The sequence below is a fragment of the Tabrizicola caldifontis genome (assembly GCF_004762095.1).
GTDB classification, from domain to species: Bacteria; Pseudomonadota; Alphaproteobacteria; order Rhodobacterales; family Rhodobacteraceae; genus Tabrizicola; species Tabrizicola caldifontis.
The window spans coordinates 280711-299698 of record NZ_SIJH01000001.1 but is presented as its reverse complement, the minus strand read 5'-3'; the positions used below and the strand labels follow the sequence as shown (position 1 = coordinate 299698).

The 18988-nt window shown below is 65.4% G+C and carries 18 protein-coding genes; 8 read left to right on the top strand and 10 right to left on the bottom strand.

The window, feature by feature from the left end; all coding sequences use genetic code 11:
• The first annotated feature begins 112 nt into the window (after positions 1 to 112).
• Both purM and purN read left to right on the top strand, forming a co-directional pair.
• Positions 113 to 1159 (top strand): phosphoribosylformylglycinamidine cyclo-ligase, encoded by a 1047-nt coding sequence (purM, locus tag EYB42_RS01405; protein WP_135447359.1) that lies wholly within the window; start codon positions 113 to 115, stop codon positions 1157 to 1159.
• Positions 1156 to 1743, top strand: a complete 588-nt coding sequence (gene purN / locus EYB42_RS01400) for a phosphoribosylglycinamide formyltransferase (RefSeq protein ID WP_135447357.1) — start codon at positions 1156 to 1158, stop codon at positions 1741 to 1743. Before purM ends, purN begins: the two co-directional genes overlap by 4 nt.
• On the opposite strand, the gene EYB42_RS01395 is transcribed toward purN, so the two are convergent.
• On the bottom strand, positions 1735 to 2151 hold the full coding sequence (locus EYB42_RS01395) for a YbaN family protein (protein WP_240783918.1): 417 nt from the start codon (positions 2149 to 2151) through the stop codon (positions 1735 to 1737). The two genes, purN and EYB42_RS01395, sit on opposite strands and share 9 nt — an antisense overlap.
• 84 nt (positions 2152 to 2235) lie before the next feature.
• Here EYB42_RS01395 and rnd point away from each other — a divergent pair, with 84 nt between their 5' ends.
• Positions 2236 to 3390 (top strand): ribonuclease D, encoded by a 1155-nt coding sequence (gene rnd, locus EYB42_RS01390; RefSeq protein WP_135447355.1) that lies wholly within the window; start codon positions 2236 to 2238, stop codon positions 3388 to 3390.
• Between the two features lie 87 nt (positions 3391 to 3477).
• Here the strand turns inward: rnd and EYB42_RS01385 are convergent, their stop codons facing one another.
• Complete coding sequence (locus EYB42_RS01385; protein WP_240783916.1) at positions 3478 to 3936, bottom strand: hypothetical protein; 459 nt, start codon at positions 3934 to 3936, stop codon at positions 3478 to 3480.
• A 120-nt stretch (positions 3937 to 4056) separates the two neighbouring features.
• On the opposite strand from EYB42_RS01385, the gene EYB42_RS01380 reads away from it, so the two are divergent.
• Entirely contained in the window at positions 4057 to 4470 is a 414-nt protein-coding gene (locus EYB42_RS01380) for a SufE family protein (protein ID WP_135447353.1), read from the top strand.
• Here the strand turns inward: EYB42_RS01380 and EYB42_RS01375 are convergent.
• The 3 genes from EYB42_RS01375 to cobT form a co-directional block, all read right to left on the bottom strand.
• A complete protein-coding gene (locus EYB42_RS01375) occupies positions 4451 to 4792 on the bottom strand; it encodes a DUF427 domain-containing protein (protein ID WP_135447351.1) in 342 nt (113 codons plus the stop codon). The genes EYB42_RS01380 and EYB42_RS01375 overlap by 20 nt on opposite strands.
• Positions 4793 to 4803: 11 nt before the next feature.
• Entirely contained in the window at positions 4804 to 6603 is a 1800-nt protein-coding gene (locus tag EYB42_RS01370) for an aminopeptidase P family protein (protein ID WP_135447349.1), read from the bottom strand.
• 71 nt (positions 6604 to 6674) lie between these two features.
• Positions 6675 to 8546 (bottom strand): cobaltochelatase subunit CobT, encoded by a 1872-nt coding sequence (gene cobT, locus EYB42_RS01365; protein WP_135447346.1) that lies wholly within the window; start codon positions 8544 to 8546, stop codon positions 6675 to 6677.
• A 168-nt stretch (positions 8547 to 8714) separates the two neighbouring features.
• Between cobT and EYB42_RS01360 the strand changes: the two genes are divergently transcribed.
• Positions 8715 to 9320, top strand: coding sequence for an NADPH-dependent FMN reductase (locus tag EYB42_RS01360; RefSeq protein WP_135447344.1), 606 nt, complete (start codon positions 8715 to 8717; stop codon positions 9318 to 9320).
• A gap of 65 nt (positions 9321 to 9385) precedes the next feature.
• Here the strand turns inward: EYB42_RS01360 and cobS are convergent, their stop codons facing one another.
• Entirely contained in the window at positions 9386 to 10360 is a 975-nt protein-coding gene (gene cobS, locus EYB42_RS01355) for a cobaltochelatase subunit CobS (RefSeq protein WP_167850875.1), read from the bottom strand.
• A 102-nt stretch (positions 10361 to 10462) separates the two neighbouring features.
• Complete coding sequence (locus EYB42_RS01350; RefSeq protein WP_135447342.1) at positions 10463 to 11095, bottom strand: DnaJ domain-containing protein; 633 nt, start codon at positions 11093 to 11095, stop codon at positions 10463 to 10465.
• Positions 11096 to 11170: 75 nt separating this feature from the next.
• Here EYB42_RS01350 and EYB42_RS01345 point away from each other — a divergent pair, with 75 nt between their 5' ends.
• Both EYB42_RS01345 and EYB42_RS01340 read left to right on the top strand, forming a co-directional pair.
• A complete protein-coding gene (locus EYB42_RS01345) occupies positions 11171 to 11422 on the top strand; it encodes a BolA family protein (RefSeq protein ID WP_135447340.1) in 252 nt (83 codons plus the stop codon).
• Positions 11423 to 11643: 221 nt separating this feature from the next.
• Positions 11644 to 13842 (top strand): malate synthase G, encoded by a 2199-nt coding sequence (locus EYB42_RS01340; protein WP_135447338.1) that lies wholly within the window; start codon positions 11644 to 11646, stop codon positions 13840 to 13842.
• Here EYB42_RS01340 and EYB42_RS01335 read toward each other — a convergent pair.
• Both EYB42_RS01335 and EYB42_RS01330 read right to left on the bottom strand, forming a co-directional pair.
• Positions 13785 to 13949 carry a DUF2256 domain-containing protein gene (locus EYB42_RS01335; RefSeq protein WP_135447336.1) on the bottom strand — a complete coding sequence of 55 codons (165 nt, stop codon included), beginning with the start codon at positions 13947 to 13949 and terminating at the stop codon, positions 13785 to 13787. The genes EYB42_RS01340 and EYB42_RS01335 overlap by 58 nt on opposite strands.
• A 327-nt stretch (positions 13950 to 14276) precedes the next feature.
• Positions 14277 to 15779, bottom strand: a complete 1503-nt coding sequence (locus tag EYB42_RS01330; protein ID WP_135447332.1) for an FAD-binding domain-containing protein — start codon at positions 15777 to 15779, stop codon at positions 14277 to 14279.
• Between the two features lie 113 nt (positions 15780 to 15892).
• On the opposite strand from EYB42_RS01330, the gene pepN reads away from it, so the two are divergent.
• Positions 15893 to 18457 carry an aminopeptidase N gene (pepN, locus tag EYB42_RS01325; protein ID WP_135447330.1) on the top strand — a complete coding sequence of 855 codons (2565 nt, stop codon included), beginning with the start codon at positions 15893 to 15895 and terminating at the stop codon, positions 18455 to 18457.
• A gap of 5 nt (positions 18458 to 18462) precedes the next feature.
• Here the strand turns inward: pepN and EYB42_RS01320 are convergent, their stop codons facing one another.
• Positions 18463 to 18978 (bottom strand): transglycosylase SLT domain-containing protein, encoded by a 516-nt coding sequence (locus tag EYB42_RS01320; RefSeq protein ID WP_240783915.1) that lies wholly within the window; start codon positions 18976 to 18978, stop codon positions 18463 to 18465.
• Positions 18979 to 18988 lie beyond the last annotated feature (10 nt).

Sequence of the window (18988 nt, the reverse complement as noted above, 5' to 3'; positions counted from 1 at the left end):
GCATGTCCTGCCTAGTCAGATGCGGGCACACGGTCAAGCGGCGCGCGTTGCGCGGGCCGGGCCAATCGTCTATGCGGGCCGCAGGGGCGAATCCGGTGATGGGGGCTGGCAGATGACCAAGGGGCAGAACGGGCTGACCTATGCCGACGCGGGTGTGGACATCGACGCCGGAAACGCGCTGGTCGAGCGGATCAAGCCGGCCGCCAGGGCCACCAACCGTCCCGGCGTGATGGGCGGGCTTGGCGGGTTCGGGGCCCTTTTCGACCTGAAGGCGGCGGGCTACCATGATCCGGTCCTAGTTGCCGCGACCGACGGCGTTGGCACAAAGCTGCGCATCGCCATCGACACCGGCCATATGGATACGATCGGCATCGACCTGGTCGCGATGTGCGTGAACGACCTGGTCTGCCAGGGGGCCGAGCCGCTGTTCTTCCTGGATTATTTCGCGACCGGCAAACTGGAGGTCGATCAGGCCGCCCGCATCATTGCAGGCATCGCCAAGGGGTGCGCCGACAGCGGCTGCGCCCTGATCGGGGGCGAGACGGCGGAAATGCCGGGCATGTATCACCGGGGTGATTTCGACCTGGCGGGCTTTGCCGTCGGCGCGATGGAGCGTGGCGGCGAACTGCCCTCGGGCGTGCAGGCGGGTGATGTGATCCTGGGCCTCGCCTCGAACGGGGTGCATTCCAACGGCTACAGCTTTGTCCGCAAGGTGGTGGAGCTGTCCGGCCTTGGATGGGACGCACCCTCGCCCTTTTCGGACGGCAGCCTGGGGCAGGCTCTGCTGACGCCGACGCGGCTATACGTCAGGCAGGCGCTGGCCGCGATCCGTGCAGGTGGGGTGCATGGACTGGCGCACATCACCGGCGGCGGCCTGACCGAGAATCCGCCACGCGTGCTGCCGGAAGGGCTGGCCTGCGAGATCGACCTGTCGTCCTGGACCCTGCCGCCAGTCTTCCGCTGGTTGGCCACCACCGCGAACATGGCGGAAGCCGAACTTCTGAAAACCTTCAACTGCGGCATCGGGATGATGCTGGTCGTGGCCGCGGATCGTGCGGAACCACTTGCCGCCCAGCTTGCCGATGCGGGCGAAACCGTCACCGCCCTTGGTCGCATCGTCGAAGGGCAGGGGGTCATCTACCGCGGAAGGCTTCTGTGAAACGCGTTGCCATCCTGATTTCCGGGGGTGGCTCCAACATGCTGGCGCTGGTCCGGGACATGGTGGGCGACCATCCCGCCCGCCCCGTCCTGGTCGCCTCGAACGATCCGGCGGCCGCGGGGCTGGCCAGGGCCAAGGCGCTGGGCATCCCCACTGTTGCCGTGGATCACCGCGCCTTTCCCAGCCGCGAGGCGTTTGAAGAAGCCCTGGCGCGCCACATCGACGCCGCGCATCCCGACATCCTGTGCCTTGCGGGGTTCATGCGAATCCTGACCCCCGGCTTCATCCGCCGCTACGAAGGCCGGATGCTGAACATCCATCCCTCGCTTCTGCCGAAATACCCCGGCCTGCACACCCATGCCCGTGCCCTCGCCGCGGGGGATGCCGAGGCCGGATGCACAGTCCACGAAGTCACGGCCGAGCTTGACGCAGGCCCTATCCTGGGGCAGGCGCGCGTGGCGGTCCTGCCGGGCGACACCGAGGAAACCCTTGCCGCCCGCGTCCTCGCCATGGAGCACCGGCTTTATCCAGCGGTCCTTCGCCGGTTTGCCTTGGGCGACCGCAGCCCGGTGACACTAGCCTGACGGGCCGTCCGGCCGCGTCAGCACAAAGCCGCAGCCGACCGCGATCAGGGCGCCCTGCGCCAGCAGCCACGGCCAGGAAAGCCAAAGCAGCACCGATGCTGCCAGGACTGCCGCAATGCTGACCACGGCAAGCCGCTTTGCCGGACGCGAGATGGCGCCGTTTTCCTCCCAGTTCCGCAGCGGTGGGCCGAAGACCGGATGCGCTGCCAGCCAGCCGTGCAGCCTGGGCGAGGATCTGGTGAAGCAACCTGCCGCCAGCAGCACGAACGGGGTTGTCGGCACGACGGGCAGCGGCAACCCCACCAGACCCAGGACCATGAAGACCCCGCCCAGAAGAACCCGGAACAGCTGCATGTCCACCTGCCAGCTGCGTGGCGGTATCAACGCACGGTCCGGTGCGAGGCTCAAGCCCCAGACCCCTTTCCTTTTCGGTCATTGCCCCCTATAGCGGCGCGAAACCCTGCGGGATAACCCCGCGACGAAAGACGGCCCATGCGCACCATCACCACGACCGACGACCTCGCCGCCTATTGCGAGGCGGCCAAGGCAGCGCCTTACGTCACCATAGATACCGAGTTCCTGCGCGAACGCACCTACTGGTCGAAGCTCTGCCTTATCCAGATGGCGCTGCCCGGCCAGGGCGAGGCCGTGCTTGTCGATCCCATCGAGGGGCCCGAGATGTCGCTGGAGCCCCTCTACGACCTTTTCCGTCACGAAGGCACGGTCAAGGTCTTCCATGCCGCCCGTCAGGATCTGGAAATCTTCTTCGTCGAGGGAAAGGTATTCCCCAAGCCCCTGTTCGACACCCAGATCGCCGCCATGGTCTGCGGCTTTGGCGAACAGGTCGGCTACGAGACGCTGGTGAAGAAGATCGCCAAGGCCAACCTGGACAAGACCTCGCGCTTCACCGACTGGTCGCGCCGTCCGCTGTCCGAGGCGCAGAAGGACTATGCCCTGGCCGATGTCACCCACCTGCGGGTGATCTATGAATGGCTTGCCGCGCAGCTTGCGAAGAACGGCCGTGCCGACTGGGTGGCCGAAGAGCTTGCGATCCTGACCGATCCGGCGACCTATACGATCGATCCGGAAGAGGCTTGGATGCGCATCAAGACCCGCACCACCAGCGGGCGCTTCCTGGCCGTGGTCAAGGCGCTGGCCCGCTTCCGAGAGACCTATGCGCAAACTCAGAACATCCCTCGTTCGCGCGTGATGAAGGACGATGCGCTTCTGGAACTTGCCTCGACCCGGCCGACGACGATCGAGGAACTCGGGCGCTCGCGTCTGCTGCTTCGGGAAGGTCGCAAGCCTGAGATTGCCGAGGGCATCATTGCCGCCGTGAAGGAAGGGCTTGAGATGCGGCCCGAGGACATGCCCCGCATCGACCCCGGCCGAGAGCAGATGCAGGTCAATCCGGCGCTCGCAGATCTGCTGCGCGTTCTTCTGAAGGCCAAGTCGGAAAGTCTGGGCGTTGCGCCGCGCCTCATCGCCTCATCGTCGGAACTGGACCAGATCGCCGCGGGGGGGCGGGATGTGCCCGCGCTGTCCGGCTGGCGACGTGAGGCCTTCGGTGAAGACGCGATCCGGCTTTGCCGGGGCGAGATTGCGCTGTCGGCCAAGGGGAACGAAGTCCGGGTCGTCCGTCTCTGACCCTGCGCAACGCAATCATTTCTTGGGGCCGTGCCCGGCTGTGGCCTTGGCAAGGAAAAGACGAAGCTGCCCGACCAGCTGTTCGCGCTAGCGCCGCGCAGACCTTGCGTTGGTTGCGCCCTGCACCACGATCTCGCGCACGCGCTCCAGGCGAATGTCGGAAATGTAGATGGCCACATCAACCTGCCGGGACTGCGGCGTATTCACATCGGTCTTGGTCACTGGCGGCTGCAGCCGGAATTCATAGACCAGCACCTCGTTGTCGTCGATCGGCATTGGCACCAGCTCTGCCTGCCACCAGCCCTGTGTAGGCGTCTGTCCCCGGGCCCTGACTATGGCCCCGCCGGGGATTGGCTCGACCGACATCGACAGCACGACATCGACCAGCGGGCGTGTTTCCCTGTTTTCGGTGGGCAGAACGATCGTCTCTCGCGGCTTGGATCGCCCGAACCAGTTCCGAGGATTCAGGCGGCTGTCGCGGAACCCGCCACAGCCGGCAAGCGCGGCAACCATCGAAAGGGCAAACAGGCGGCGGGACAATGGCATGGCAGTCTTCCTGATCGGTTGCCACTTGGGTAGCCCATGGCACCGCGTTTGAAAAGCGCATCTTGGGCTGGACCTTTGCCGACCCGCGCCTTACCTGACTGCCATCAGCCGGAGCGGACCATGGCGACCGAAGCATTTGAAGAGATTGCCGAGACCTTCGAGTTCCTCGATGACTGGGAGGACCGTTACCGCCATGTCATCGAGCTTGGCAAGGCGATGCCGCCGATGGATGACAGCTTCAAGGTGCCGGCGCTGAAGGTTCAGGGCTGCGCAAGTCAGGTCTGGCTGCGACCGATCATCGAGAATGGACGCTTCGATTTCCAGGGCGATAGCGATGCCATGATCGTCCGCGGCCTGATCGCTGTGCTGCATGCGCTTTATGCCGGGTTGCCTGTCGAGGAAGTCGCCAAGGTTGATGCCACGGCCGAACTGGCCCGGCTGGGGTTGAACGAACATCTGTCGAGCCAGCGTTCGAACGGACTGCGCGCCATGGTGCAGCGCATTCGTGAAACAGCTAGCAGCGCCTCACGGTGATCTTGTCGGGATAGAAGGCGAGGTATCCTGCGATCGCGGCCATGCCGGGCAGTGGGGTCTCGTAGGACCAGACCGCGTTCTCCAGCAGGGTTGCGGGAAGAACGACCGAGTAATAGCTGGCCTCACCTTTCCAGGGGCAAGTCGTCCGGTGCCGGGTCTTGGTCAGTCGCGCCATGTCGATGTCCTGCCTGGGCACATAGATCACCGGTGGGGCGCTGCCTTCGCGCAGCTCAAGTGCACGGTGGCTGGTGCCGATGACGACCCCGGCCGCCTCGACAGTGACCGGGCCGAAAATCGGCGATACGGTGATGTGGCTGGCCATTGGCCCCCCTTTCAGATCGGCGCACAAGCCCGCCTCAGCCACGCAAGCGTATCCGCGCCGACCCTGCTGCCAAGCCTTTTCAGCACCCCTGCGTGATAGGAATCCAGCCAGTCGCGTTCCCCCGGGGCCAGCCGTTCGGCCAGGATCAGCCGGCGGTCGAAGGGCACCCACGTCAGGGTCTCGAAGCCGAGATGCGGCCGGTTGTCGCCCATGGCGGGGGCCTCCTCGACCACGATCAGGTTTTCCAGCCGGATGCCGAAGTCGCCCTCGCGGTAATAGCCAGGCTCGTTCGACAGGATCATGCCGGGCTCCAGTGGCACCTCGGACAGGCGCGAGATCCGCTGCGGTCCTTCGTGCACCGAGAGGAAGGCGCCCACGCCATGGCCGGTGCCATGGTCGTAATCCTGGCCCGCCAGCCAAAGGGGGTAGCGGGCGAGCGCGTCGATGTCGCGCCCGGCAAGTCCCTTCGGAAAGCGTAGACGGCTGATCGCAACAAGGCCCTGAAGGACACGCGTATAACATTCCCGCGCCTCGTAGCCGGGGTCGCCGATGGCGATGGTGCGGGTAATGTCGGTCGTGCCATCCGCATACTGCCCGCCCGAATCGACCAGCAGAAGCTCGCCCGCCCTGACGGGGCGGTTGGTCTGCTCGGTCACCCTGTAATGGATGATCGCCCCGTTCGGCCCCGCGCCGCAGATGGTGTCGAAGCTGATGTCGTGCAGGGCATTGGTGGCGCGGCGGAACCCTTCAAGGGCCTGTACCACGTCGATTTCCGTCAGCCCTCCCTTCGGCGCCTCGCGGTCCAGCCAGAACAGGAATTCGACCATTGCTGCGCCGTCGCGCAGGTGCGCCTCGCGTGTTGCGGCGATTTCGGCAGCGTTCTTTCGCGCCTTCGGCAGCCTGCAGGGGTCATCGCCCCACTGCACCTCGACCCCCGCTTCCCGCAGGATGTTCGCCACCGCAAGCGGTGCCGAACCCTTGTCCACCCGAACCGGACCGGTCATCCCGCGCAGCGCGAACGAGAAGTCTTCCGGCGGATGCAGCGTCACCTCTGGCCCCAGATGCGCCCGCACGGCAGCGTCGAATTTCGCGGGGGTCGAGAACAGCTCTGCCCGAGCGTCGTCATGCAACAGGAGAAAGCCGTGTACGACAGGATTCCTTGGCACATCCGCCCCCCGGATGTTCAGCAGCCAGCAGATCGAATCCGGCAGCGTCAGCACTGCCGTGCGCTGCCCAGCTTGCCGCAGCGCCTCGGCCAGGCGCCGGCGCTTGACGCCGTGGCTTTCTCCGGCCAGTGCCTCCGGCTGGACAAAGACCCTGCCCAAAGGCGCCGCAGGCTGGTCCAGCCAGATCTGGTCAACCGGATTCGTCCTTGTAGGGCAAATTCCTGCACCGGAATCCTTCAGTGCCTTCTCAAGCTTTTCGACCTCATCAGCCGTGTGTAGCCAAGGGTCGAACCCAACCAGGCCCGCGGTCAGGTTGTTCCTGATCCAGTCTCCGGGCTGAACTTCTGGCCAGTGTACCGGCGTGAAGGCCGCAAGGTCCACCTGAGCCTTGACCTGGGTGCGATAGCGTCCGTCGATGAAAAGGCCGGCCCGGTCGGGCAGCACGATGCAGAACCCGGCCGACCCGGTGAAGCCGGTCAGCCATTGAAGCCGTTCGTCCCTTGGTGCGACATACTCGCCCTGATGCGCATCCGCGCGCGGCACGATGAAGCCCTGAAGCCCCATCTCTGCCAGCCTTGCCCGCAACAAGGCCAGACGAGGTGGGCCCTGATCAGGCGAAGAATGGCTTTCAAAGCTTTGAAACATGACCCTTTTCCCTTCGCCAACATCCTGGTGCCCAGGCCCTGGCCTGACCCCCGGCTGCGGCAGGCCGCGCCCTATCCGGCCCGCCGCAGCCCCAGCGCCCGGGCGCGCTTTTTCGGATCGACCTCGAACAGCGAGGCAAGCTGTTCCGTCATTGCGCCAGCGAGCTGTTCGACATCGGTGATCGTGACCGCGCGCTGATAATAGCGGGTCACGTCATGGCCGATGCCGATGGCGATAAGTTCCACCGCACGGCGGCGTTCCACCATGGCGATCACGTCGCGCAGGTGCTTTTCCAGATAGTTCGCAGGGTTGACCGAAAGGGTCGAATCGTCAACCGGCGCCCCGTCAGAAATGACCATGAGGATCTTGCGCGCCTCGGGCCGCATCAGCATTCGGCGGTGCGCCCATTCCAGCGCCTCGCCGTCGATGTTCTCTTTCAGCAACCCTTCCTTCATCATCAGGCCGAGATTGGGCCGCACCCGCCGCAAGGGGGCATCGGCCGACTTGTAGATGATGTGGCGCAGGTCGTTCAGGCGCCCCGGCATCTGCGGGCGCCCCTGCGCCAGCCAGCGTTCGCGGCTTTGCCCGCCCTTCCAGGCGCGGGTCGTGAAGCCCAGGATTTCCACCTTCACGTCGCAGCGTTCCAATGTCCGCGCCAGCACGTCGGCGCAGATCGCGGCGATCGAGATCGGGCGTCCGCGCATTGAGCCAGAGTTGTCCAGCAGCAGCGTCACCACCGTATCGCGGAATTCGGTGTCCTTTTCCCATTTGAATGACAGGGGTGTGGTCGGGTTCGCCACCACACGCGCAAGGCGTCCTGCGTCGAGGATGCCTTCCTCCTTGTCGAACTCCCAGCTGCGGCTCTGCTGGGCCTGAAGCCGACGCTGCAACTTGTTGGCCAGACGGCTGACCGCGCCCTTCAGGGGTTCCAGTTGCTGGTCCAGATAGGCGCGCAGACGTTCCAGTTCTGCGGGCTCCGCCAGCTCTTCTGCACGGATTTCCTCATCGAAATCCGTGGTAAACACGGTATAGTTCGGGTCGGCATCCGAATGAGGGGCGGGGGGAGGGGGCTCCAGCGGCGCCTCGCCCTCTGGCAGTTCCGCCTCGTCGCCCTGTTCCATGTCGGCGCTGTCCTCCATCGTGACCTGCGCCTGGGATTGGTCCTGCTGTTCCTCCTGGCTCCGTTCCGGCGAGGCCTCGGCCTCCTCCGACTCTTCCTGTTCCTCGCCTGCGGTGTCGGGGGCGTTCTGATCCTCTTCCGCCTGATCGTCACCGGCCTCTTCTTCCGGCGCGTCCGGGTCGTCGCCCAACTGGTCGCCATAGCCGAGGTCGGCGATCACCTTCCGCGCAAGTCTTGCGAAGGCCGCCTGATCGCCAAGCACATCGTCAAGGTTGGCCAGCGTCTCGCCCGCCTGTTCCTCGACGAAGCCGCGCCACAGATCGGCGGCATGCTCGGCCGATTTCGGCAAGGCCCGCCCCGTTGCCATCTGCCGCACCAGATAGCCTGCGGCCACCGGCAGCGGTACTTCGCTGGCCTGCGTCACCTGGCCATAGCCCTTGCGGTCGGCCTCATGCTGGATCTTGGCGTCGATGTTGCCGGCGGTTCCCGGCATGTCGCGGGCCCCCACGGCCTCGCAGCGGGCGTTCTCCATCGCCTCGAAGATGTCGCGCGCCATGGGGCCGACCGGCGCGTAGCGGGCTGCCACCGCATCGTCGTGATACTTCCGCCGCAGCGCGAACGAATCTGCCGTGCCCCGCGCCAGCAGCACCTCTTCCCGGGTCATCCGGCGGCTGACCTGCGGCAGGCGCACGCCTTCGGCATTCATGCCGGACGGGTCGACCGAATAGGTGACCGTCATCTCCGGGTCATCCGCCATGGTGCGGGTGGCTTCGGCCAGGGCCTTCTTGAACGGATCGGCGGGGTTGTCGCTGCGGTTGGTCATGGGCGCAGACTAGTGCGTCCCGCGCGGCTCTGCCAGAGCCCAGTTCGCCCCCTGGCGCCGTCATCGTGCGCCCTTGCACAAAAGCGGCGCGGCGCTGCGGAGTTGGCATGGCTGGTCCGGTCGCCAGATAACGAGGTACCGCATTCAACCTTGCAAGGAAGCTGAGCAATGGCCAACAAGCCCAAGATCGCGATCATCGTCTCGTCCACCCGCCCGACCCGTTTCGCCGATGTGCCCACCGCCTGGATCAAGGCCCAGGCCGAGGCGCGCGGCGACATGGAGGTCGAAGTCGTCGATCTGCGCGACTATCCGCTGCCCTTCTTCGACGAGGTCGCCTCGAACGCATGGGCACCCAGCCAGAACCCTGTTGCACAGAAATGGCAGAAGAAGATCGGCGAGTTCGACGGCTACATCTTCGTCGTCGCCGAATACAACCGCTCGATCACCGGGGCGCTGAAGAACGCGCTCGATCAGGCCTATGTGGAATGGGCGCGCAAGCCCTTCGGCGCGATCGGCTATGGTTCGATGGGCGCGGCGAACGCGCTGGGCCACCTGCAGAACATCGGGGTGGAGTTGCAGATGGTTCCCACCCGCAACAACGTCCGCATCGGTGGCAGCGACTTCTTCAAGGTGCATTCGGGCTTCGGCGGTTCGGGCAACCTGGCCGACATCGAGGCCACGATCGCCCCGGCCGCCAAGGCGATGCTGGATGATGTGGTCTGGTGGGCGCGCGCCACGATGGCCGCAAGGGCAGAACCCGCCAAGGCGGCCTGATCCCATCCCGAAACGGGACTCCGCACGGCCAGAGCCTCCGGCTCTGGCCGCTTCCATTCGGGGTGTTACCGCATCGCCATGCTGGCGGCGCTTTCCGGCAGTTCCTCGTTGAAGCAGCGCTGGTAGAACTCGGCCACCGTCTGCCGTTCCAGCTCGTCGCACTTGTTCAGGAAGGTCAGGCGGAAGGCATAGCCCACGTTGCGGAAGATCTCGGCGTTCTGCGCCCAGTTCAGCACCGTCCGGGGGCTCATCACCGTGGACAGGTCGCCGTTCATAAAGGCCGTCCGCGTCAGGTCCGCGACCGTCACCATCTGGCTGATCGTCTTGCGGCCCTTTTCGGTGTTGTAATGCGGGTTCTTGGCCAGGATGATCGCAGCCTCTGCGTCGTGAGACAGATAGTTCAGTGTTGCGACCAGTGACCATCTGTCCATCTGCGCCTGGTTGATCTGTTGGACGCCGTGGTAAAGCCCGGTCGTGTCGCCAAGCCCCACGGTGTTCGCGGTCGCGAACAGACGGAAATAGGGGTTCGGCGTGATGATCTCGTTCTGGTCCAGAAGCGTGAGCTTACCGTCATGTTCCAGCACGCGCTGAATGACGAACATCACGTCCGCGCGCCCCGCGTCGTATTCGTCGAAGACGATGGCCACCGGGTTACGCAGCGCCCAGGGCAGGATCCCCTCGTGGAACTCGGTCACCTGCTTGCCGTCGCGCAGCTTGATCGCATCCTTGCCGATCAGGTCGATCCGGCTGATGTGGCTGTCGAGGTTCACCCGCACACAGGGCCAGTTCAGCCGCGCGGCCACCTGCTCGATGTGGGTCGATTTCCCGGTGCCGTGATAGCCCTGGATCATCACCCGGCGGTTATAGGCAAAGCCCGCAAGGATCGCGAGCGTGGTATCGGGATGGAACTTGTAGGTCGGGTCGATTTCGGGCACGCGGTCGGTTCGCTCGGCAAATCCCTTGACGCGCATGTCGGTGTCGATCCCGAACATCTCGCGGACCGAAATCTCCTCGGTCGGTTTCATCGCCTGATCCAGCATCGCCTGCGTCCCTGGTAGCCGCCCGCGCCCCATTGCGCGTGGCCCGTCATCCTTGGAACATATCGCGAGGGGGTTCAAGGGGAAGGCAGGAGCCGCCCGACGTCAATCCCGGAAATACCGGCTGTCCTTAAGCTGTTCCCATGCCCAGACGACTTCCTGCAACTGTTCCTCGTGGCTGCGGTCGCCGCCATTCATGTCGGGGTGCAGGATCTTGATCAACCCCTTGTACACCTTGCGGATTTCGGTCTTCGTCATCGTGTCGCGCGCATCGAGGATCTCGATTGCCTTCCGTTCCGTCGGTGGCAGCTTGCGCGTTGCTGTCGGCGCGACCCGACCGGGGTTCTGTGTCGCCTTCTCGCCCAGAAGCGCCATGGGGTCGTCCACCCCCAGCCGCGCCCAGGCATTGCCGTCGCCAAGACGGCTGAAGGGCTTGGTCTCCCGCTCCCAGACGCGGTTCTTGTCAAGGAACTTCTGGAATTCCTCGTCCGTGGTTCCCTGGAAGAAGTTCCATTTCAGATTGTATTCGCGGATGTGGTCCTTGCAGAACCAGAAATATTCGTCCAGCAGCTCGGGTGACTTGGGGGCCCTGTATGCACCCTTCTCCTTGCAGCCCGGATAATCGCAGGGACGGTCGACCGTGTCGAAGGCACCAGACATGCCGCGACGGCCCGCCTTCTTGCGCTTCTTGTCCGCCGAGACGCGGATATCGAAATCGAAGGGCGGGCGGTTGGTCATGCGAAGGGGGCCTTTCCGACTCGGGGCCACGAGTTTAGGGATTTTACCGGCGGATTGAAGGGGGGTGACGCTGACATGGCGGTGAAGGACGAGATCGAAAGGCGGCTGATGGCGGCCTTCAGCCCCTCGGTGCTGGAAATCGTGAACGAAAGCCATCGTCACGCGGGCCATGCCGGCGACGACGGTTCGGGCGAAAGCCACTTCCGCATCGTGATCCGTGCGCCTGCCCTGGCGGCGATGAGCCGGGTCAACCGGCATCGTGCGGTTCAGAGGGCACTGGGCGACCTGAACAGTCGCATCCATGCGATTTCGCTGGATATCGGCTAGCCTGCCCACAACGGCTTGAGGGGCGGGGCACGCTGTGGAACGCGGCCGGCCATGCGGCGCCGGCTTTGGCGGGCATTCGATCCGGCAATCTGTCAAGCCGTCAGTCTTTTCTGCATTGCCCGAAACTTCTTCCCCCGAATGTGGAAAGTCGGCATCTCGCCGTTCCTTGCCGTTGCGGCCGGCCTTGTCCTATCCTTCCCGCGATCATCGGAGGATAGTGGATGCCAGACCGCAGGGAACGCTTCGGGCTTCAGGTCGATGCGACGCTTGACCGTTTCATCACGGACGAGGCTCTGCCCGGCACCGGAATTGCCCCATCGGTCTTCTGGGAAGGATTCGCGGAACTGTTGCGCGATTTCGCTCCGCGCAACCGTGCTCTGCTGGCCAAGCGCGACGAGCTGCAGGCACTCATCGACGCCTGGCACGTGGCGCGTCGTGGCCAGCCGCATGACCATGCCGCCTACAAGGCCTTTCTGTCCGAAATCGGCTATCTCTTGCCGGAAGGCCCCGATTTCACCATCGAAACGACGAACGTCGATCCCGAGATCGCACGGATCCCCGGCCCGCAGCTGGTGGTGCCGATCACCAATGCCCGCTATGCCCTGAACGCGGCCAACGCGCGCTGGGGCAGCCTGTATGACTGCCTTTACGGCACCGACGCGATGGGCAGCCCGCCGCCCACCGGGGGGTATGACCGCGGCCGCGGCGCCCGGGTCGTGGCGCGGGCGCGGGTGTTCCTTGACGAGGCCTTCCCGATCGCCGGGGCAAGCCACGCGGATGTGCGCCGCTATTTCGTGAAGGACGGCCAGCTTCTGGTGGATGACCTGCCGCTGGTCAGCCCCGAAAAATTCGCCGGCTACCGCGGCAATCCGAAGGCGCCTGATGCCGTCCTTCTGCGCAACCACGGGCTGCATGTCGAACTGGTGTTCGACCGTGCTCATCCCATCGGCAGCCGCGACCAGGCGCTTCTGGCCGATGTCCAGCTGGAAAGCGCGCTGACCGCGATCATGGACTGCGAGGATTCCGTCGCCTGCGTCGATGCCGAGGACAAGGTGGTGGCCTATCGCAACTGGCTGGGGCTGATGCGCGGCACCCTGTCCGAAACCTTCGAAAAGGCGGGCCGCAGGGTCGAGCGCCGATTGCACCCTGACCGCGAATATCTGGACCCCAATGGCAGCCCCTTCACGCTGAAGGGGCGGGCGCTGATGTGGGTAAGGAACGTGGGCCACCTGATGACCAACCCGGCGATCCTCTTGCCCGACGGGTCAGAAGTGCCCGAGGGGCTTCTGGACGCGATGGTTACGGTAGCGATCGCGATGCACGATCTGCAGAAGGCCGAAGGGATGCGCAATTCGGTCACGGGGTCGGTCTATGTGGTGAAGCCCAAGATGCACGGCCCCGAGGAAGTGGCCTTCGCCGACGCGGTGATGGCGCGGGTCGAGGACATCCTCGGCCTGCCCCGCAACACGGTGAAGCTCGGGATCATGGACGAGGAGCGGCGGACCTCGGTCAACCTCAAGGAATGCATCCGGGCAGCGAAGGCACGGGTCGCCTTCATCAACACGGGCTTCCTCGACCGGACGGGGGACGAGATCCATACCAGCATGGAGGCCGGGCCCTTCAGCCGGAAGGATTTCATCAAGCGGAAGGCCTGGATCACCGCCTACGAAAATCTGAACGTCGATATCGGGCTGGAATGCGGGCTGTCGGGGCGCGCCCAGATCGGCAAGGGCATGTGGGCAATGCCCGACATGATGGCGGCAATGCTGGACGAGAAGATCGCCCATCCCCGCGCGGGGGCCAGCACGGCCTGGGTGCCATCGCCCACGGCGGCGACGCTGCACGCGCTGCACTATCACAAGGTCGATGTTCTGGCGGTGCAGGCGCGGCTGGCCAAAGGCGGCCGGCGGGCCCATGTCGATGGCATCCTCGACATTCCCCTGGCCAGCTTCCGGGCGTGGACGCCGGATCAGGTTCGCCGTGAGGTCGAAAACAACGCGCAGGGCATTCTGGGCTATGTGGTGCGCTGGATCGACCAGGGGATCGGTTGTTCCAAGGTGCCCGACATCAACGACGTCGGCCTGATGGAGGATCGTGCAACCTGCCGGATTTCGGCCCAGCACATTGCCAACTGGCTGCATCACGGGGTGGTGACGGGCCAGGAGGTGATGGAAGCGATGCGCAAGATGGCCGCCGTGGTGGACCGACAGAACGCTGGCGACCCGGCCTATCGCCCCATGGCGCCGGGGTTCGACGGGGCCGCCTTCCAAGCGGCTTGCGATCTGGTGTTCAAGGGGCGAGAGCAGCCTTCCGGCTACACCGAGCCCCTGCTGCATGCCTGGCGTCTGAAGGTGAAGGCCGGTCAGGGCCGAGGAAGCTTCGCGGCGGCTTTGCCGGCCCGGCATCTGTCAGAGCAATAGCGGACCTCTTCCCAAGCCTTTTCCCATTTCTTGCGCCAGGTGAAGGGCTTGCCGCAGGTTGCGCAGGTCTTTTGCGGCAGGTCGGCCTTTTTCACCCCGCGCGGCATGGTATCCCCTTTCCGTTCCTGGCCCGGTGTCCTGTCTTGGGCGCAGGGCTGCGCGAACGCCACCTGGCAGCCCGCCTGAGGCAAGGGATCTGCGTTGCCCGGCATGGGCCCGCCAACCAGGCGCAGATCCTGACCTCATCGTACGGTTTCACGGTCTTGCCCCCCATGTTCCCGTCCTCTTCGCTTCGTCTCTGTGCGCCGGGATCGAACGGTATTCTCCCCCTTATGCGCGGCGTCCGGCCAGGCGATCCGGCCTGTCCAGCACCCCCATCCCCTCCCCGTCAGGGCGGGAGGGGCGGCGCTTTCCCGGCCCGCCGCAGGAACCGGTCACAGATCCAGTGTAAGTTGCGCCGCATGCGATTGCCGCCGCGGGGTCCGGTCGTTGACGAAGCGCGGGTCTGCGCGGCTGGCATGCCGCTGGACGATCCGGGCCGCCTGCGCGGCAAAGGCGGGGGTCTTGCGTGCCGACCAGATCGCCTCGCGCGCTGTGCGGGCGGCGGTGGCAATGTCGATGATCGGCTCGGGGTAGCGCCGGAACAGCAGGCGCCTCGCCTCGGGCCATTTCCAGGGTTCGTGCAGGAAGACATCCGGTACCGGGGCCAGTTCCGGCACCCAGGCGCGGATGAAGGCGCCGGTCGGATCCTGATCCTTCCCCTGTTTCACGGGGTTGTAGATGCGGGGAATGTTGATGCCGGTGGTGCCGGACTGCATCTGAACCTGCGGCCAGTGGATGCCGGGTTCGTAGTCGGTGAACTGTCGGGCAAGATGCTGCCCCGTCACGCGCCAGTCGAGCCAGAGGTGATAGGAGGCGACCGAGGTCACCATCGCCCGCATGCGGAAGTTCAGCCAGCCGGTGGCGCGCAGGTAGCGCAGGCAGGCATCGAGGAAGGGCAGGCCCGTTTCGCCCGTGGCCCAGGCCGCAAGGCGCACTGGGTCGCTGTCGCGGGGGCGCGGGATGGCCAGGGGGTGAAGATCCTGCGTCTCGATCGATGGCTGATCCTCTAGCTTCTGGATGAAATGGTCGCGCCAGGCGAGGCGGGACTGGAAGCTGGCGAGCGCGCCCCCCCAACGCCCACCGGGGCGACCCGCCTGCCGGGCAGCGGCGGCCTGCACGACCTCGCGCACGGAAAGGGTGCCCCAGGCCAGATGCGCCGACAGGCGCGAGCAGGCGCGCTCGGCCGAAAGGGGCGAGGACATGGCGCTGCGGTAGGGTTCGCCCCGCCGCGTCAGGAAGCTGTCAAGCAGGTCGAGGCCGCGCTGCCGCCCGCCAAGCTGGCGGTGGGGGCAGGGGTCATCAGGCAGCTTCAGGCTGCGGGCGGTGGGAATCTGCCCCGGTTCAACCCCGGGAACGGCCGCCATGGCCGGGACGGGAAGCAGCGGCGCGGCCATGAAGCCGTCGCGCGCGGCGGCCCAACCGTCGCGGCTGGCAAGGCGTCGAACCACGCCCGATTGCGGCAGTTCGGTCCAGCGGATGCCGCTGCCCTTGGCCCAGGCAGCCACGGCACGGTCGCAGGCGTAGGTCGCCAGGTTGCCCGTCTCTTCATGGCTGATGATGCAGCCGATGCGGTGCTGACGGCAGAGGCGGGCGAGCACCTCGACCGCCTCACCGACGCGGACGACCAGGGGAAGGCCGAGGGCCGCGAGATCCGCCCCCAACTCCTCGAGGCATTCTGCGACAAAAGCCCACTGCCGTGCCGAGGCATCCGGCCCGGACCAGACCGAGGGTTCGACGACATGGACCGGCAGGACCGGGCCGATCCCGGCCGCCAGTGTCAGCGCCGGGTGGTCGGCAAGGCGCAGGTCGCGTTTCAGCCAGACTAGAACATTCATGGAACATAGATGTAGCCGCGTCAGGGGATTCGTAAAGCCGCAAAAGACTGTTCCGATCCGTGACCTTGCGCTTGCCGCACAAGGGCTTAGCTTGGCAGGCAAGGGAGTCCCGCATGTCAGACAGCCAGAACGCCGTTCATCTTTCCGATTACCAGCCCTTTACCCATTGCGTCGATCAGGTGGATCTGACCTTCCGTCTGGATCCGGCGGCGACGCGGGTCACCGCGAAGATCGGCTTTCGCCCGAACCCGGACCGACCGGGCCGGCATGACCTGCGACTTGATGGCGAGGGGCTGAAGCTGATCTCCTGTGCGCTGAACGGGAGGAAGCTGGCACCGAAACTGGATGCCGCGGGCATGACGATAGCTGCAAGCGATCTGCCCGAGGGGCCCTTCACGCTGGAGACCGAGGTCGAGATCGCGCCCGAGGGGAACACGGCACTGGAGGGGCTTTACATGTCGAAAGGCATGTATTGCACCCAGTGCGAGGCCGAGGGTTTCCGCAAGATCACCTATTACCCTGACCGGCCGGACGTGATGGCCCGTTTCCGGGTGCGGATCGAGGCCGATCTTCCGGTGCTGTTGTCGAACGGCAACCCGGTGGGAATGGGAGAGGGGTGGGCCGAATGGGATGACCCTTGGCCCAAGCCCTCGTATCTGTTCGCATTGGTCGCAGGCAACCTGCGTGCCCATTCGGAACGGTTCACCACGGCCTCGGGAAGGGCGGTCGATCTGAACATCTGGGTCCGCCCAGGCGACGAGGATCGGTGCGCCTTTGCGATGGACAGCCTGATCCGCAGCATGAAGTGGGACGAAGATGTCTATGGCCGCGAATACGACCTGGACGTGTTCAACATCGTCGCCGTGGACGATTTCAACATGGGCGCGATGGAAAACAAGGGGCTGAACATCTTCAACAGCCGCTACGTTCTGGCCAGCCCGGAAACCGCGACCGATGACGACTTTGCCCGGATCGAGGCGATCATCGCGCATGAATATTTTCACAACTGGACCGGCAACCGCATCACCTGCCGCGACTGGTTCCAGCTGTGCCTGAAAGAGGGCCTGACGGTCTTTCGCGACCATCAGTTTTCCGGAGACATGCGATCAGCCGCAGTGCGGCGGATCGAGGATGTCGTGGTCCTGCGCGCCCGGCAGTTCCGCGAGGATGCAGGGCCGCTTGCCCATCCGGTGCGGCCGGAAAGCTTTGTCGAGATCAACAACTTCTATACCGCCACGGTTTACGAGAAGGGCGCCGAGCTGATCGGCATGCTGAAAACCCTTGTTGGGGATCAGGGTTACAGGCGGGCGATGGACCTGTATTTCCAGCGCCACGACGGCCAGGCGGCAACGGTCGAGGACTGGCTGAAGGTGTTCGAGGATGCAACTGGGCGTGATCTGTCGCAGTTCAAGCGCTGGTACACCCAGGCCGGAACGCCGCATCTGAAGGTGGCCGAAGATTGGTCTGACGGCGTCTATACCCTGACTTTCACGCAGACCAACCCGCCGACGCCGGGCCAGCCGAAGAAGGATCCAAAGGTCATTCCGATCAACGTGGGCCTGCTGAACCCCAACGGTGACGAGGTCGTTCCCACGATCATGCTGGAAATGACGCGGGCGAAGCAGTCCTTCCGGTTCGAGGGGCTGTCGGCAAAGCCGATCCCGTCAATCCTGCGTGGCTTCTCGGCACCGGTGATCCTGGACCGGAAGGCCCCGCCCGAGGAACGAGCCTTCCTTCTGGCGCATGACACCGACCCCTTCAACAAGTGGGAGGCGGGGCGTGCCCTCGCCAAGGAGGTCATGGCAGAGATGGTGCTGAAGGGCGCGCCCGTGTCGCGGGCCTGGCTGGATGCCCTGGCGGCGGTGACTTTCGACGACAGCCTTGATCCTGCCTTCCGGGCGCTGTGCCTGCGCCTGCCGGGCGAAGACGACATGGCGCATACGATCCATGCCATGGGTCGGGTGCCCGATCCGATGCGGATCCACGCCGCCCGGCGCGAGATGGCCGGGGCGCTGGCGGTCCGGCTGGGCGAGGGATTGCTGCGGCTTTACGAAGGGCTGGATGACGGGCTGCCCTTCACCCCGTCGGCGGCGCAGGCGGGGAGGCGTGCATTGCGGCTGGCGGCGCTGGCCCTGCTCACGCGGCGCGACGGCGGCAGGCTTGCCACCCATGCCTTCCATGAGGCGCGCAGCATGACCGAGGAAGTCGGCGCCTTGTCCGCGTTGCTGGACATTGGCGAGGGGCAGCCACAGCTGCGCGCGTTTGCGGCCCGCTGGGGCCATGACCACAACGTGATGGACAAGTGGTTTGCGCTGCAGATCTCCCATGCCGACCCGGACGAAGCGGCCGCCGTCACCGACCGGCTGACCCAAAGGCCGGATTTCGACTGGAAGAACCCGAACCGCTTCCGTTCGGTCATCGGGGCCCTTTCGGCCAATCACGCGGGCTTTCACCACCGGTCGGGGGCGGGCTACCGGCTGGTGGCCGACTGGCTGATCCGGCTGGATCCGCTTAATCCGCAGACGGCGGCCCGCATGTCCACCGCTTTCGAGACCTGGCCGCGCTATGATGCCAGGCGCCGGAGGCTTGCGAAGGCCGAACTTGGCCGCATCCTCGCCGCCCCGGGCCTGAGCCGCGACCTGCAGGAGATGGTCGAAAGGATGCTGGCGGCCGGATAGGCCGCTCAGCCTGCCTTGCAGTAGGGCTGTTCGCGTGTCCAGGCCGCCATCTGGGCGCGCTTCTCGCCGCTGCGCAGCGGCGCCCAGTCGCGCCCGATGCCGTGCGAGCCGTTGCCGGCGACCACGCCATCCTTTGCGACCTGGGTCGACATGATCTCGACCGCGCATTCCAGATTGGCTTCGCCGTCCTTCAGTTCACCCGGCGAGGTTGCCTCACAGCCGTAATTCGCGGCCGACCGGGGTGAGATCTGCATCAGCCCGATCCAGCGCCCGCCACCGCCGGAAGCTTTCGGGTTCCAGGTGCTTTCATAGCGCGCCACCGCTGAAATCAGCCCGGCCCAGAAGGCACGGCGTTCTTCGACCGGGGCTTCGGCATAACCGGGGCACCAGGTTTCGATGTCGGCCGGAACGCGCTCGGACAGGACTGGATCCTTGGTCGAAAGCGCAATCAGGGTTGATTCGGTCCATTCCTCGGCCTGGGGATGGTGGTCCCATTGCATCGGGGGGGCGACGAAGGACATTTCGTCCCTG

What these genes read in the sequence shown, in the direction of transcription:
- EYB42_RS01350 (WP_135447342.1), bottom strand. Translation starts at nt 11,095, where the DNA reads ATGACCAACCGCCCGCCCTTCGATTTCGATATCCGCGTCTCGGCGGAC.
- rnd (WP_135447355.1), top strand. Translation starts at nt 2,236, where the DNA reads ATGCGCACCATCACCACGACCGACGACCTCGCCGCCTATTGCGAGGCG.
- EYB42_RS01380 (WP_135447353.1), top strand. Translation starts at nt 4,057, where the DNA reads ATGGCGACCGAAGCATTTGAAGAGATTGCCGAGACCTTCGAGTTCCTC.
- cobT (WP_135447346.1), bottom strand. Translation starts at nt 8,546, where the DNA reads ATGACCAACCGCAGCGACAACCCCGCCGATCCGTTCAAGAAGGCCCTG.
- cobS (WP_167850875.1), bottom strand. Translation starts at nt 10,360, where the DNA reads ATGCTGGATCAGGCGATGAAACCGACCGAGGAGATTTCGGTCCGCGAG.
- EYB42_RS01340 (WP_135447338.1), top strand. Translation starts at nt 11,644, where the DNA reads ATGCCAGACCGCAGGGAACGCTTCGGGCTTCAGGTCGATGCGACGCTT.
- EYB42_RS01370 (WP_135447349.1), bottom strand. Translation starts at nt 6,603, where the DNA reads ATGTTTCAAAGCTTTGAAAGCCATTCTTCGCCTGATCAGGGCCCACCT.
- EYB42_RS01385 (WP_240783916.1), bottom strand. Translation starts at nt 3,936, where the DNA reads ATGCCATTGTCCCGCCGCCTGTTTGCCCTTTCGATGGTTGCCGCGCTT.
- EYB42_RS01345 (WP_135447340.1), top strand. Translation starts at nt 11,171, where the DNA reads ATGGCGGTGAAGGACGAGATCGAAAGGCGGCTGATGGCGGCCTTCAGC.
- pepN (WP_135447330.1), top strand. Translation starts at nt 15,893, where the DNA reads ATGTCAGACAGCCAGAACGCCGTTCATCTTTCCGATTACCAGCCCTTT.
- EYB42_RS01330 (WP_135447332.1), bottom strand. Translation starts at nt 15,779, where the DNA reads ATGAATGTTCTAGTCTGGCTGAAACGCGACCTGCGCCTTGCCGACCAC.
- EYB42_RS01360 (WP_135447344.1), top strand. Translation starts at nt 8,715, where the DNA reads ATGGCCAACAAGCCCAAGATCGCGATCATCGTCTCGTCCACCCGCCCG.
- EYB42_RS01335 (WP_135447336.1), bottom strand. Translation starts at nt 13,949, where the DNA reads ATGCCGCGCGGGGTGAAAAAGGCCGACCTGCCGCAAAAGACCTGCGCA.
- EYB42_RS01320 (WP_240783915.1), bottom strand. Translation starts at nt 18,978, where the DNA reads ATGTCCTTCGTCGCCCCCCCGATGCAATGGGACCACCATCCCCAGGCC.
- EYB42_RS01375 (WP_135447351.1), bottom strand. Translation starts at nt 4,792, where the DNA reads ATGGCCAGCCACATCACCGTATCGCCGATTTTCGGCCCGGTCACTGTC.
- purM (WP_135447359.1), top strand. Translation starts at nt 113, where the DNA reads ATGACCAAGGGGCAGAACGGGCTGACCTATGCCGACGCGGGTGTGGAC.